Origin of the sequence: Streptomyces roseochromogenus subsp. oscitans DS 12.976, assembly GCF_000497445.1 — a bacterium.
GTDB classification, from domain to species: domain Bacteria; phylum Actinomycetota; class Actinomycetes; order Streptomycetales; family Streptomycetaceae; genus Streptomyces; species Streptomyces oscitans.
The window spans coordinates 1,889,453-1,903,280 of the sequence record NZ_CM002285.1; the positions used below are offsets into that span (position 1 = coordinate 1,889,453).

Sequence of the window (13,828 nt, forward strand, 5' to 3'; positions counted from 1 at the left end):
GGGGTCGGCGGGCGGCGGCCGGCCCGCACCCGCAGCAGCCGCCCGCTCGGCAGTCGGTGGACCGGCAGGTCACCGGGGGCCGCGAGCGGCTCGGCCATCTCGCGCAGCAGGCAGTTCAGCAGGGGTGCGGCCGCGTAGGCGTCGGCGCGGGGGCCGACGGCGCCGGCGGGGGTATGAGGTCCACGCGATCCGTTCGTTTCGTCGGGGGTCGTCGCGCTCAGTATGTCTCCGTCCCTGACAATCGTCCTCCGCCGTCCACGTCCCCGAGGAGCCGCAGTGCACCGTCGCCCCGCCGCCGAGGCTATGGCCGAGGAGTTGGCCGTCGTCCGGCCCGCGCTGCTGCCCCGGTACACGGCGGAACTGCCGGGCGCCCGTGCCGCCGTACTGACCCGGCTGTGGCGGGCGCTGGCCCATGAGCCGCTGCCGTGGATCACCGGCCGGGTGCGGGGCGCGCACAGCCTCGCGCTGCACCTCGCCGACGGACGGACGCTGTACGGGCCGCACGCGGACCCGTATGCCACGAGCGCGTACGTCACCGGGGTCCGCCTGGACCGGGAGCGCCAGGTGGATCCGGCCGGGCTGATGACCGCCCTGGCGGTGCCGCACGCTGCCGCCTTCGCCGCCGAACTGGCGGGCAGCGTCGCCTCGTTGGCGTTGTCCCGGGCCGACGCGGAGCACGCGAAGGAGTGGCCGGAGCAGGACTGGGCGTGGGAGCAGCGGGTGACCGACGGTCATCCGTTCCACCCCAACTGCCGTTCCCGGCCCGGTTTCTCGGTGGCGGAGCAGCTGGCGTACGGCCCGGAGCACCGGCCGCTGGTGGAGCTGGGGACGGTGCCGGTGCCGGCGGACGAGTGCCTGGTGAGCGGCGACTGGCCGGCGGAACTGCGGGACGGCGGGCGGGTGCTGGTGCCCGTGCACCCGTGGCAGGCCGAGCACGTCCTCAAGCGGTCGTACGCCCCCTGGCGCCCGGCCCGTCCGCTGCTGTCCCTGCGCACCCTCGCGCCGGCCGACGGCCCGCATGTGAAGACCGCGCTGAGCACCCGGCTGACGTCCTCCGTGCGGGACATCTCCCTGTACTCGGTGCGGGCCGCCGCGCCGCTGTCCGCCCTCGGCGAGGAGCTGGCGGCGCGCACCGACGGCCTGCTGCACATCACCCGCACGCTGGGCGCGGTCTCGGCCCACTCCCCCGATCTGGCCGCGCTGCTGCGGGAGTCACCACAGGGGTACGCGGGTCCGGGCGAGCGGGTCGTTCCGGTGGCCGCGCTCGCCACGACCGGCCTGCCGGAGGCGCGGGGCTGGCTGGCCGCGTTCACCCGGCTGGCACTGACCGTGGGCCTGCGGCTGCTCGACCTGGGCGTGGCGCTGGAGGCGCACGGGCAGAACCTGCTGGTGATCCTGGCGGCCGACGGCACCCCGGTGCGGCTGGTCTACCGCGATCTGGCCGACATCCGGATCAGCCCGGCCAGGCTGGCCCGGCACGGCATCGCTCCGCCGCCGCTCACCGGCCGGCTGATCACCGACGACGAAACGGCGCTGCGCCGCAAGCTGTTCGGCTCCCTGGTGGGGGGCGCCCTGGCGGGTACGGCGGGTTCGGGCCCGGCGCTGGGCGCGGCGCTGTCGGCCGCCCTCCCTGGCCTGCCGGACACCCCCGACCTGCGCGCCCTGCGCGAAGGCCCGCTGCCGGCGAAGGCGTTGACCCTGATGCGGCTGTCCCCGGGAACGCCGGGCGACCAGTGGACGTCCCTGCCGAATCCGCTCGTTTTGGAGCCCGGCCCGTCCGATCAATAAGATCCGGCGATGATCACAAGACAACGGCTGGCGGCGGGGGTCTGTGCGCTGCTCGCCGCCCTGGCGGCCGGGATCGCGTTTCCCGGCGGAGCCGTCGCCGACGAGACACAGACGGCCGCGCCGAAGGTCGAACTCGTGCTGGACGTCAGCGGTTCGATGCGGACGCGGGACATCGACGGCGGCTCCCGGATGGCCGCGGCGAAGCAGGCGTTCGACGAGGTGCTGGACGCGACCCCGCAGGAGGTCCAGCTCGGCATCCGCACGCTGGGCGCCAACTACCCCGGCAACGACCGCAAGGAGGGCTGCAAGGACACCGCGCAGCTCTACCCCGTCGGCACGCTGAACCGGACCGACGCCAAGACGGCCGTGGCCACGCTGCAGCCCACCGGCTGGACGCCGATCGGGCCCGCCCTGCTGAAGGCGGCGGACGACCTGAACAGCGGCGGCGGAACGCGTCGTATCGTCCTGATCACCGACGGCGAGGACACCTGCCAGCCGCTCGACCCGTGCGAGGTGGCCCGGGAGATAGCGGCCAAGGGCGTCGGGCTGACCATCGACACCCTCGGCCTGGTGCCGGACGCCAAGACCCGCGACCAGCTCAGCTGCATCGCGGACGCCACCGGCGGCACCTACACCGACGTACGGCACAAGGAGCAACTGAGCAGCCGCGTCGGCCAGTTGGTCGACCGGGCGGCCGATCCGGTGGTGACGCCGGTGGCCACCGAGGGTGCCGCGCAGTGCGAGAAGGCGCCGACGCTGAAGTCCGGGCTGTACACGGACCGCGAGGAGTTCGGGCAGCAGCGCTGGTACAAGGTCGACGTCGATCCCGGCAAGGAGCTGCGCGCGTCGGTGAGCGTGGCCGACGACCGTGCCGTGGGACCGGACTACGGGGTGCTGCTGCGGGCGATGACCGTGCACGGACGGGAGATCGTGCGCGGCGAGGCGGCCGGCACGGGACGTACGGACGTGATCTCGACGGGTCTGCGCTATCCGAAGGCCGCGAGCGACGACGACAACGCGCCCGCGGAGACCGTGTGTCTGCAGGTCACCAACTCATTCGCGGCCGGCTCCGGGGTCAAGACCACGCCCGGGCTGCCGCTGGAACTGACCGTGGACGTCGTGGACGGGCCGTCGGGCCATCACGACGTGGCGTCCTTCGGTCTCGGCCGCGGCTGGTGGCTGCTGGGCGCGCTGGTGCTGACCGGCTTCCTGGCGGGTCTGCTGTGGGGCTGGCTGTCGCGCTGGCGGGTCGCGATCTGGAGGACGAACTGATGCGGATCACTCGCGTACTGGGCGGCGCGCTGCTGGCCCTGGGCCTGGCCGCCGGGCCGGCCGCCGCCGACACCCCGAGCCCTTCGCCGAGCGCGTCCGCCGACGGCTCGGCGCCCACCAAGGCGGGCACCTCCTTCCGCACGGCGACGGAGCTGGAGCAGGGGCAGCAGGCCACCGCGTCCGGCTCCACCGGTGACTACCTGTACTGGTCGTTCCCGGCGGACATCGGCCAGCGGCCCACCGTCAAGGCGACGGTGAAGCTCCCGCGGACGCACGGCGCCCAGAGCTGGCAGCTCGACGTCTACGACGGGTTGCGGCGCCGGCAGGCCTGCCAGTATGGCGCCGACCCCCGTACCGCCGCGCAGGACGCCTCCTCCATCGAGCTGGCCTGTGTGCTGCGTACGGTGCGCGGCTGGGCGGAGCCGTCGGCCGACGACCCCCTGCCGGGCACGTACTACATCCGGCTGACCGTCGTGGACCTCGGCGCCGCCGACCTCGGTCAGCCGGTGAGCGCCGTGGTGCGCGTCGACTCCAAGGACATCGGCGGTTCGGCCGCGGCGGACGGCTCGCTGGGCAAGCCGCTGGTGCCCGGTATCGCCGTCAAGTCCGAGGAGGAGACGGGCGGTTCGAAGGCAGCGGTGCTGTCCAGCTTCGGCTCGCACGACGGCTGGTCCTCCGGATGGTGGTCCGACCGGTGGGTGTGGACGGGGATCGGGGCCGTGCTGGCGGCTCTCGCCGGGATCGGGGGGTATGCGCTGACGCGGGGGTCGGGACGGCCGTCGCGGGTGCCGCCGGGCGTGTGAGCCGACATGACTGAAGGCCCGCCTTCCGGCGGGCCTTCGCTTTACCGCCGTCACGCCTCCCGCAGCGCCTTCGCCAGCGTGCCGTCGCCGGTCACCGTCACCCGCCCGGCCCGGATGGCGTCCGGCAGGGTCAGCTCTCCGCGCACTACCTCCTCGCATGTCGCCGCGTCCATCGTCATGCGGGCGTCGGCCTCGGTGGGCGCGGGGCCGTCGCCGTACACCGGGCCCTCTTCCGAGCCCACCCGAAGATGGAAGTCCCCTTCCTCCAGGCGGACTTCGACCAGACCCTCGCCGTCCAGGCCGCGCAGCAGCGGCAGGGCGAACCAGTGGGCTCGCACCGCGTCCGTCGGGCGGCGTTCACCCAGTTCCGGCGCGCCCCATGCGCTCAGCGCCTGGAGCACCGGCAGCAACTGCCGCCCGCGCTCGGTGAGTTCGTAGACGTAGGCCGCACCCGGCGGGGGCAGGCGGCGACGGGTCGTGAGGCCGTCGCGCTCCATGTCCTTCAGCCGGGAGGCGAGGACGTCCGTGCTCACGCCGGGCAGGTCCGCGTGCAGGTCCGTGTAGCGCCGGGGGCCGGCCAGCAGCTCCCGGACGATCAGCAGGGTCCAGCGGTCGCCGACGAGATCGAGGGCGCGGGCGGCGGAGCAGTACTGGTCGTAGCTTCGGCGTGGTGACATGCGACGCAGTCTAGACACGTTGTTGGACTTTCCAAGCTCCCACTTGGTAAAACCAAGCAACACACGTTTCCGGAGGGGCGCATGGAGTTCCGGCAGTCGAACAAGCTCAGCGAGGTCTGTTACGAGATCCGCGGCCCGGTGATCGAGCACGCCAACGCGCTGGAGAAGGCGGGGCACAGCGTGCTGCGCCTGAACACCGGCAACCCCGCGGCCTTCGGTTTCGAGGCGCCGGAGGAGATCCTCCAGGACATGATCCGGATGCTGCCGCAGGCGCACGGATACACCGACTCGCGCGGCGTCCTCTCCGCCCGCCGCGCGGTCGCCCAGCGCTATCAGAACCTGGGCCTGGAGGTGGGCGTCGACGACGTCTTCCTCGGCAACGGCGTCTCGGAGCTGGTCTCCATGGCCGTCACCGCGCTCGTGGAAGACGGCGACGAAATCCTCATCCCCGCCCCGGACTTCCCGCTCTGGACGGCCGCGACGACCCTGGCCGGCGGCAAGGCGGTCCACTACCTGTGCGACGAACAGGCCGACTGGAACCCGGACCTGGCCGACATGGCGGCGAAGATCACGGACCGGACGAAGGCGGTCGTGATCATCAACCCGAACAACCCGACCGGCGCGGTCTACCCGAAGGAGGTCGTCGAGGGCATCCTCGACCTCGCCCGCCGGCACGGCCTGATGGTGTTCGCCGACGAGATCTACGACCAGATCCTGTACGACGACGCGGTCCACCACTCCGCCGCGTCCCTCGCCCCCGACCTGGTCGTCCTCACCTTCTGCGGCCTGTCGAAGACATACCGGGTGGCGGGCTTCCGCTCCGGCTGGCTGGTCGTGACCGGTCCCAAGCAGCACGCGAAGGACTATCTGGAGGGCCTGACCATGCTCGCCTCCATGCGGCTGTGCGCCAACGCACCCGCGCAGTACGCCATCCAGGCCGCGCTCGGCGGCCGCCAGTCCATCCGCGAACTGACGCTGCCCGGCGGCCGGTTGTACGAGCAGCGGAACGTGGCCTGGGAGAAGCTCAACGAGATTCCCGGCGTGTCCTGTGTGAAGCCCAAGGGCGCGCTGTACGCGTTCCCGCGCATCGACCCGAAGGTGCACCGGATCCACGACGACGAGAAGTTCGTCCTCGACCTGCTGCTGCGCGAGAAGATCCAGGTGGTCCAGGGCACGGGCTTCAACTGGCCCTCCCCTGACCACTTCCGCATCCTCACCCTGCCGCACGCGGAGGACCTGGAGGCCGCGATCGGCCGGATCGGCCGCTTCCTCGGCGGGTACCGGCAGTAGTCACCGAGGCCGGGTGTCGCGAAGGCGGGTCGGGGGCGGAACGGGTGTCACCCACCCTGCCCGTCGCCGAGGACGAGGGCGAGGGTCGCCGTACCCGCGCTGCCGACCAGGGCCCGGCGGTCGCCCGACAGAGTGGGCGGGGCCAGGGTGAGGATGCGGATGCGGCGTGGGGCCTCGCTGAACAGGCCCTGACGTTCGGCCTTCACCGCCGCTTCCTTCAACGCCCAGGCCGCTGTGAGGAGTTCCGGGGTCTCGCCGCTGAGCTGTCGCTCCTCGGGGGCCATGACGTGGGCCGCGGCGCGGCGTACGGCGGGTGCGGCGGTCGTCTCGCACAGGTCCACGCCGACCGCGCCGGATGCGATGGCTGCCGCGACGTGGTGGGTCGTGTGGCTGAGGGAGACATGGAGGCCGGGGACCGAGACGCGGGGGCTGCCGTCGTCGCGGGGGAGGATCTCCACGTCGGTCACCGGCAGGCCCGTCAGCCAGGACACCACGGTCTTGGCGATCAGGCGGCCCGCTCCCCACTCGGCCTGCCGCCACGGTGGCAGACCGTGGAGGACGAGCCGTTCGGCGGGTGTGAACAGCGGCAGCCGCGACCAGGAGGGCCGCCGGCCGGGTGCGTCACGCCGGGCCACGAGGAGAGTCGCTCCGCCCCAGCGGTGGACTCGGCCCGGCGTGATCCCCGGGAACACGGTGTGCGACATGACGGGCTCCGGTCGTCACGCCGCGGGGGCGATGTCCGCGCCGCCGACCCGGCGCAGCTGTCGTTCCAGCGCCTCGACCGCGTACCGGATCTGCTCCGGCGTGTGCTCGCAGGTGAGGAAGAACCGCAGCCGGGCCAGCTCCTCGGGGACCGCCGGATGCAGGATCGGGTTGACGCTGATGCCCTCCTCGAAGAGGGCCCGGGCCAGCCGCAGCGTCTTCTCCGAGTCCCCCACGACGCACGGCACGATCGGCGTGCCCTCGCTGCTCCCCGTGTCGACACCCGCCCGGCGGGCCAGGCGCACGAACAGCGCCGCGTTCTCCCCGAGCCGGGCAGGACGCTCCGGTTCGGCCCGCAGCAGCCGCAGCGCGGTCAGCGAGGCGGCCGCGTCGGCCGGGGTCATCCCCGCGCTGTAGACGAAGCCCGGCGCGGTGTAGCGGAGGTAGTCGACCACGGCACGGTTCGCCGCGACGTAACCGCCGCACCCGGCCAGCGCCTTGGACAGGGTGCCCATCCACAGGTCGACGTCCGCGCGCTCGACGTCGAAGTGCTCGCCGACGCCGCGCCCGCCGGCGCCGAGTACGCCGATGCTGTGCGCCTCGTCGACCATGAGCAGAGCGCCATGCCGGCGCTTGACCGCGACGAGGGCGGGCAGGTCGGCGATGTCACCGTCCATGCTGTACACGCCCTCGGCCACTACCAGCACCCGTCGGTACTGATGGCGGATCTGGGTGAGGAGCGTGTCCAGGGCGTCCGCGTCGTTGTGCGGGAAGGGCCGCCGGGTCGCACCCGAGAGCCTGCAGCCCTGCAGGATGCTGTCGTGGGCGAGCGCGTCGTGGATGATCAGATCGCCCGGCCCGACGAGGTGCCCGATCACGGTGACGTTGGTGGCGTGACCGCTGGTCAGGGTGATCGCGTCCGCGGTCCCCAGGGTGCGGGCGAGTTCGCTCTCCAGGTCCCGGTGGAGCGGGCGGGTGCCGGACAGCAGCCGGCTCGCGGAAGCCGACGTGCCGTACCGGTCCACGGCCTCCTTGACGGCCTCGCGCACCGCGGGATGCGTGGCCAGGCCCAGGTAGTTGTAGCCGGAGAAGGAGATCAGTTCCCGGCCGTCGACGACCGTGCGGTCGGTCATGCCGCCTTCGTGGACCAGGAAGTAGGGGTTCGGCAGCCGGAGTTCACCGAACGCGTCCTTGCGCTCGTGGTGCGCGGTGACCTCGGGGAAGCACTCGATGCGCCGCCGCTCTTCCGGAGTCGGGACGTCGGCCGTCCCGGCGTCCCCCGTGACCAACGCCTTGATGCCTCCGACGGTCGGCCGAACGCATCTCTCGTCGATCGTCAGCGCGGGCCAGCGAGCCTTGAGCGAGGTGAACAGGTCGGTCAGCATCAGCGAGTCGAAGCCGAGGTCGTCAACCAGGTGTTGACCGGACCGCAGGTGATCCACCGGGTAGGCGCTGACGCGGGCTATGTGCTCGAGTACGGCGTCCTCGACCTCGGCGGCGGGAGAGGGGCCTGGTGGGGAGGACGCGTCGGGGACGGCTGCGGCACGCCGGGGCCGGGCGGTCGTGGTGGCGGTGTCGGTGGCGGTGTCAGTGGTGGCGGTGGCGGCGGTGGGCAGCGCGTCGCTCAGCTGCCTGAGGCTCGTCACCTGCTGCTGGATGAGGTCGAGCAGTTCGTGCATCGGGGTCTCCATGGTCGGGTGGTCGGACGGGACGCAGATCGAGGGATCGGCGGAAGGGCTGACCGAGTTGCCGGTCGGGGTGGGGAGCGTGTGACGCCCGCTCCCGGGATCGGGACGGCGCACCCAGTGGGACTGCTCCTCCAGCCGGGCCACCGGCAGGTCCAGGAGCCGGCGCTCGTCCTCCCGCACCAGGGCCCGAGGGTCGACCGGAACGCCCAGGACCGCCAGCCGGGCCAGCGCCCGCGGAAAACCGCACGCGTCGTTCGGCGCCGTACCGGCGAGGACGTGCACGTCGTCGTGGCCGGTGAGATTGCGGCGGACGGAGGTGAGGAGCGAACCGCCTCCCGTCACCTGGAGGAAGACACGGGCACCCGCGTCGTAGGCGCCGCGCACGGCGTCACCGAAACGGACCGGCGCGGAGGCGTGGCGGGACCAGAGCTCGCGCAGCAGCCCGGGCTCGCCACACACCGTCCCGCTCACGGCCGAGATGAACGGCAGGCGCGGCGTGGTGAGGGGGCGGCGGGCGAGATACGTGTGCACGGCGTCGTCGGCCCCGGCCAGTCGCGGAGTGTGGAAGGCGTGGGACGCGTCGAGGGCGGAGGTCGCGATTCCCGCCTCGGCGCACACCCGCCGCAGCGCGTCGAGCCCTTCCTCGGTGCCGCTCACCACGATCTGGCGCGCATGGTTGAAGCACGCGAGCCACACGCCGTCGATGTTCCGCACGAGACGCCGGCAGGTCCCCTTGTCGGCCTGCACGGCGAGCATCCCGCCGCGGGATTCGGCATCGGCCGCCCGCACCACCGCACCCCGATGGGCGAGCAGCCGTACGGTCTCCTCCTCGGTGAGGAAGCCGGCCGCCGCGGCCGCGGCGAACTCTCCGAGGCTGTGCCCGAGCACGAGGTCGGGGGCCACACCGCACGCGGCCAGCAGCCGGGTGGCGGCGATCTGCACGGTGCCGAGCAGGGGTTGGCACACCTCGGTGGCAGCGAGCCGCCGCCTCGATTCCGGGTCGTCGGCACGGTTGCCGTAGAGCAGACCGGACACATCGGTCCCCGCCTCGGTGCCGAGCGCGCCGACGACGCGGCGGAACTCGGGAAACCTCTGGTGGAGGTCGCGCAGCATGCCCGGCTGCTGACTGCCCTGGCCGGGGAAGACGAAGGCCACGCGACGCTCGGCGGGCGGCAGGGGCGCGTCGGCGGCGAAGGCACCGTCGCCGAGGTCACCCCGGGCTCCCTGAGCCAGCTGCTCGCGGGCCCGGCGCAGCCGCTGCGTGAACGCGGCGGGGTCGGCGGCCACGATCGCCAGCCTGCTGGGCAGCGGCTCGCGCCCGCCCAGGGTGTGGGCCAGCGCCGCCATCGACACGTCGGGCGTGTGCTCCAGGGTGCGAAGCAACTCGCCGATGTGCTTCCGGAGCAGCTCCGGGCTGCCTGCCGAGATCAGGGCGAGCTGGGGTTCGGGCGCGGACGGAGCGCCCGCGGGCCGTCGTACGGGGTCCGGGGCGAGCGCCTCCTGCAGGACCACGTGGACGTTCGTACCGCCGAAGCCGAACGCGCTGACGGCGGCGCACCGAACGGTGTGGCCGTCCGGCCACGGCCGCACGGTGCCGGCGATGCGCAGTCCGGCCGCCTCTAGCCCGAGACCGGGGTCGGGGGTGAACTCCGGCTGTGGCACGACCGTACGGTGGTGCAGGACCAGGGCGGTCTTGATCAGCCCCGCGATGCCCGCCGCGGACAGCGAGTGCCCGATGAGAGCCTTGCCCGAGGACAGGTAGCTCACGCCGGGGTCCTCGTCCGGGTGCTCGCTCCGCAGCCGGCGCAGCGCCTCCACCTCGACGCGGTCGCCGACCGGGGTGCCGGTGCCGTGGGCCTCGATGAACCCCACGGCGGAGGGCGGCAGCCCCGCGTCGGCGTAGGCGCGGCGCATGGCCCGCAGCTGTCCTTCGGGTGTCGGGGTCACGGGGCCGGGGCTGCTGCCGTCGTTGGCCGAGCCGATGCCCTTGATGACGGCGTAGACACGGTCACCCGCGGCGAGCGCGTCCCGCAGCGGCCGTACGACGACGGCGCCGGCGCCCTCGCCCAGGACGAAGCCGTCGGCCCGTTCGTCGAACGGACGGCACACCCCGTCGGCCGACAGTGCGCCGAGACGGGAGAAGCCCACAAGGCTGTCCGGGGTGAGACTGAGGTAGACACCGCCGACGACGGCCATGGTGCAGCTGCCCTGGCGCAGGTGGAGTACCGCCTGGTCGAGGGCGATCAGGGAACTGGAGCAGGCGGCGTCGACAGCGAAGCTGGGGCCGCCCAGGCCGAAGTGCCGGCTCACCGTGGCGGGTGCCATGTTGAGCAGGCTTCCCGGAACGGTGAAGGCGTCGGCGGCGGCGAGGTGTTCCACGGCCCGCTCCTTGAGCATCCGCGCGAGGGCGGGGTCGGCCCACCCGTCGACGACTCCGAGTGCCCTCAGCCTGGCCACCGCCAGCTCCCTGTAGTCGGAGACCGACAGGCCGAAGAAGACGCCGGTGCTCTCCCGGTCGAAGCCGCCCCGGCCGAGCCCCGCGTCGTCGAGGGCCTCGCGGGTGACGTCCAGCATCAGCCGGTGCTGTGGGTCCATGGCCTGCACACGGCGGGGCGGCAGACCGTAGTGCGGGGCGTCGAAGCGGTCCACTCCGTCGAGGAAGGCGACCTGGTCGGTGTAGGCAGTGTCGGGGGCGGAGCGGTCGACGGGGTCGTGGAACGCGGCGTGGTCCCAGCGCTCCTTCGGGACGGGGGCGAACTGCCGTTCCGCGCCGAGGAGGAGACGCCAGTACGCGTGGGTGTCGCGGGCGCCGGGGAAGCGGCAGCCGAGGCCGACGATGGCGATGTCGTTCATGGGGAGACCTGATTCGTGCGAGGGGGATGGGGATGAGGGGGCCGGTGTCATGCCCTTGCGGGCACGCGGTCCGGCGGGGGACGCTCCCGAGGCGGCCCGGCGGGAGGCGGCCGCCCGGCCGACGTCCACGGCGCCCACCAGTTCAGTCCGCCGGCGAGTCGCATGAGCGCCGGTACGAGGACCCCGCGCACGAGGGTCGCGTCGAGCAGGACGCCGAGGCCCGCCCCGATCCCGAAGAACTGCACGAGGGCCACCCGGGAGGTGCCGAAGGCCAGGAGCGTGAAGGCGAGCAGGGCACCCGCGGTGGTGACGATGCCGCCGGTGCGGGCGACTCCGTTCACGATCGCGTCGGCCGTGTCGTGCCCGGCGTCGTGCGCCTCCTTGATGCGGGCCAGGACGAAGACCTCGTAGTCGACCGAGAGCCCGAAGACGATGCAGAACAGCAGTACCGGCATGGTCGTGCTGAGTGGCCCGGGCGTGAACCCGAGGAGGGTGCTCAGGTGTCCGGCCTGGAAGACCCACACCATGGCGCCGAGGACCGCGGCGAGGCTCAGGCAGTTCAGCGCGATCGCCTTCAGCGGCAGGACGAGGCTGCGGGAGAAGAGGAACAGCAGCACGAACGTACTGGCTGCGATCACGGCGGCGGCGATCGGCAGCCGCCGGGCGATGGTGTCCTTGGCGTCGACGAGCGCCGCGCTCGGACCGCCGACGTGGATCTCGGTTCCCGCGGGCGTCGGTGTCCTGCGGATGGTGCGGACCAGGCGCTGGGCGGGGCCCGAACGCGGGTCGACCGACGGCACCACCGAGAACAGCGCGGGAGCGCCGGGACCGGACGGCAGCAGGCGGGTCGCCGCGGAGCCCGGCGGGGCGACCCGCCTGCCTTCCCGCCACACTCCGGACGGTCCGACGACTTCGGCCACGCCGGGCAGGCGGGACAGCCCGGGTGCGTAGTCGAGTGCGGTCTGCGGCGTGGGGCTCGTCAGGAACACCGTGAGGGCGCCGCCGCTGCCGCGGTCGAAGTCGCCGCGCAGCAGGTCGCCGGCCTGACGGCTGGACGTGATCCGGGGCAGCGCCCGGTCGTCGGGGGTGGCGAACTCCGCGTGGGTGAAGGGTGCCGCGAGCACCGCCAGCAGGGCCAGCACCGGCAGTGCGGCGAGCACCGGGCGGCATACGACGACCCCGGCCAGCCGCTCCCAGAACCGCGACGCGCAGCCGGCCCGGGCCCGGCGGCGCCAGGGCACCGCCCACGCGTTCACGCGCGGGCCGAGCAACGCCAGCAGCGCCGGCAGCACCGTGGTGGCCGCGACCGCGGCGACGGCCACCACGGCGATGCCGGCGTAGGCGAAGGAGCGCAGGAAGTACGGCGGGAAGAGCAGCAGCGCCGCCAGCGCCGCACAGACCGTGGCGGCGCTGAAGAAGATGGTGTGGCCCGCGGTGCACGCCGTGCGCCGGGCGGCCTCGCGGGACTCGTGCCCGGCGGTGAGTTCCTCCCGGAACCGGGAGACGATCAGCAGCCCGTAGTCGATGCCCAGGCCGAGGCCGAGCGCGGTGGTGAGGTTCAGCGCGAACACCGACACATCGGTCACGGCGCCGAGGAGGCTCAGGGCCAGCAGGGTCCCGCCGATCGCCAGGACGCCGATCAGCAGGGGCAGGGCCGCGGCCACCACGCTGCCGAACACCAGGACCAGCAGCGCGAGGGTGCCGGGCAGGACGACGGCCTCGGCCCGTTTCAGGTCGGCGGCGGCGAGGTGCTGCGTCTCGCTGCCGGCCAGGGCCGGGCCGCCGACCCGCACCGTGAGTGCCGGATCGCCGGACAGCGCCGCGCGCACTCGCTCGGCACGGGGGCCGAGCTGTTCCGCCCCGCCGTCGACGTGCGCCAGCAGCAGCGCCGAGCGGCCGTCCCTGCCCCGCAGCCCGGGCGCCCCGCCGCTCCAGTAGGAGGACACGTCGCTCACGTACGGCTGGGCGGCCAGGCGCCGGGTCAGTGTGCGTCCCTCGCCGCGCGTGGCGGAACCGTCGACGCCGCCGTGCCGGACCCGTACGACGACGATCAGGTTCGCGTCGGTGCCCGGGTACGGGGCGGTCACCCGGGCCGCGAAGCTGGAGTCGGAGGCGGGGTCGTCGTACCCCTGGGTCTTCAGCCGGCTCGTCGCCGACGCGCCGACGACGAGCGACAGGACGAGGAAGCCGAGGGCGGCGAGCAGCACGCATCGGGGGCGGCGGGTGGCGAAGGCGCCCAGCCAGCGGTACATCCCGCCTCCTTTCGGGTTGGCGTCCGCTCCGGCGGGGGGGTGTACGGACGGTCGGCTGCCACCGTCCCCCGCGAGCGAGGAGGCGCCCCAGCCCCGACTGTTCGTTACTTGACGGAGGGCGGGTCGCGCGCTAGGGGGCGCCGCGCACCAGGCCGACGGCGAGTCCGCCGCGCCCGGTTTCGCGAACATGTGCGAAGATCACGTGTCCCGTCGTCTCCGGCGGCGGGGCCGACCAGGGGGTTGCTTCGGTACGGGGTTCCCACGTACGCGCTCGACCGGCGCGCTGCCGTTCTCCCTGGTCCGGTGCCAGCAGACCAGGCAGACCAGGGGGAGGACCGTTGCTCTCGTATCGCATGGGCCGGGTGGCCGTGGCCGTGTTGTGTGCGGCGCCCATCGGGCTCGCGGCGCCCGCCGCGCAGGCGCGGGTGTCCACGCCGCCCGGACCCTCCGCCGGGCAGGAGGCCCGGCAGGCCGCGCGGTTCTGGACCGCGCAGCGCATGGCG

8 protein-coding genes are annotated in these 13,828 nt (G+C 73.5%); 4 read left to right on the plus strand and 4 right to left on the minus strand.

Annotated elements, in window-relative coordinates; all coding sequences use genetic code 11:
* Positions 1 to 276 precede the first annotated feature (276 nt).
* From M878_RS58245 to M878_RS58255, 3 genes are read left to right on the plus strand one after another with little or no spacing between them, the layout of a single operon-like run.
* Positions 277 to 1,788: an IucA/IucC family protein gene (locus M878_RS58245; protein WP_031224535.1), complete on the plus strand. Its 1,512-nt coding sequence runs from the start codon at positions 277 to 279 to the stop codon at positions 1,786 to 1,788.
* 9 nt (positions 1,789 to 1,797) lie between these two features.
* Positions 1,798 to 3,060, plus strand: a complete 1,263-nt coding sequence (locus M878_RS58250) for a VWA domain-containing protein (protein WP_023545743.1) — start codon at positions 1,798 to 1,800, stop codon at positions 3,058 to 3,060.
* Complete coding sequence (locus tag M878_RS58255) at positions 3,060 to 3,863, plus strand: hypothetical protein (RefSeq protein ID WP_031224536.1); 804 nt, start codon at positions 3,060 to 3,062, stop codon at positions 3,861 to 3,863. The genes M878_RS58250 and M878_RS58255 overlap by 1 nt, the downstream gene beginning before the upstream one ends.
* A gap of 50 nt (positions 3,864 to 3,913) precedes the next feature.
* Here M878_RS58255 and M878_RS58260 read toward each other — a convergent pair whose 3' ends face one another.
* The gene (locus M878_RS58260) at positions 3,914 to 4,540 is read right to left on the minus strand and encodes a winged helix-turn-helix transcriptional regulator (RefSeq protein ID WP_023545745.1); all 627 of its coding nucleotides are present in this window, start codon (positions 4,538 to 4,540) and stop codon (positions 3,914 to 3,916) included.
* Between the two features lie 81 nt (positions 4,541 to 4,621).
* Between M878_RS58260 and M878_RS58265 the strand changes: the two genes are divergently transcribed.
* The gene (locus M878_RS58265) at positions 4,622 to 5,830 is read left to right on the plus strand and encodes a pyridoxal phosphate-dependent aminotransferase (protein ID WP_023545746.1); all 1,209 of its coding nucleotides are present in this window, start codon (positions 4,622 to 4,624) and stop codon (positions 5,828 to 5,830) included.
* Between the two features lie 47 nt (positions 5,831 to 5,877).
* Here the strand turns inward: M878_RS58265 and M878_RS58270 are convergent, their stop codons facing one another.
* From M878_RS58270 to M878_RS58280, 3 genes are read right to left on the minus strand one after another with little or no spacing between them, the layout of a single operon-like run.
* Entirely contained in the window at positions 5,878 to 6,534 is a 657-nt protein-coding gene (locus M878_RS58270; RefSeq protein WP_023545747.1) for a 4'-phosphopantetheinyl transferase family protein, read from the minus strand.
* Positions 6,535 to 6,549: 15 nt separating this feature from the next.
* Positions 6,550 to 11,073: a type I polyketide synthase gene (locus M878_RS58275; RefSeq protein ID WP_031224537.1), complete on the minus strand. Its 4,524-nt coding sequence runs from the start codon at positions 11,071 to 11,073 to the stop codon at positions 6,550 to 6,552.
* A 47-nt stretch (positions 11,074 to 11,120) separates the two neighbouring features.
* A complete protein-coding gene (locus tag M878_RS58280) occupies positions 11,121 to 13,325 on the minus strand; it encodes an MMPL family transporter (RefSeq protein WP_023545749.1) in 2,205 nt (734 codons plus the stop codon).
* Positions 13,326 to 13,828 lie beyond the last annotated feature (503 nt).

Coding starts and splice junctions, on each gene's coding strand:
- M878_RS58255 (WP_031224536.1), top strand. CDS start 3,060: ATGCGGATCACTCGCGTACTGGGCGGCGCGCTGCTGGCCCTGGGCCTG.
- M878_RS58275 (WP_031224537.1), bottom strand. CDS start 11,073: ATGAACGACATCGCCATCGTCGGCCTCGGCTGCCGCTTCCCCGGCGCC.
- M878_RS58250 (WP_023545743.1), top strand. CDS start 1,798: ATGATCACAAGACAACGGCTGGCGGCGGGGGTCTGTGCGCTGCTCGCC.
- M878_RS58265 (WP_023545746.1), top strand. CDS start 4,622: ATGGAGTTCCGGCAGTCGAACAAGCTCAGCGAGGTCTGTTACGAGATC.
- M878_RS58280 (WP_023545749.1), bottom strand. CDS start 13,325: ATGTACCGCTGGCTGGGCGCCTTCGCCACCCGCCGCCCCCGATGCGTG.
- M878_RS58270 (WP_023545747.1), bottom strand. CDS start 6,534: ATGTCGCACACCGTGTTCCCGGGGATCACGCCGGGCCGAGTCCACCGC.
- M878_RS58260 (WP_023545745.1), bottom strand. CDS start 4,540: ATGTCACCACGCCGAAGCTACGACCAGTACTGCTCCGCCGCCCGCGCC.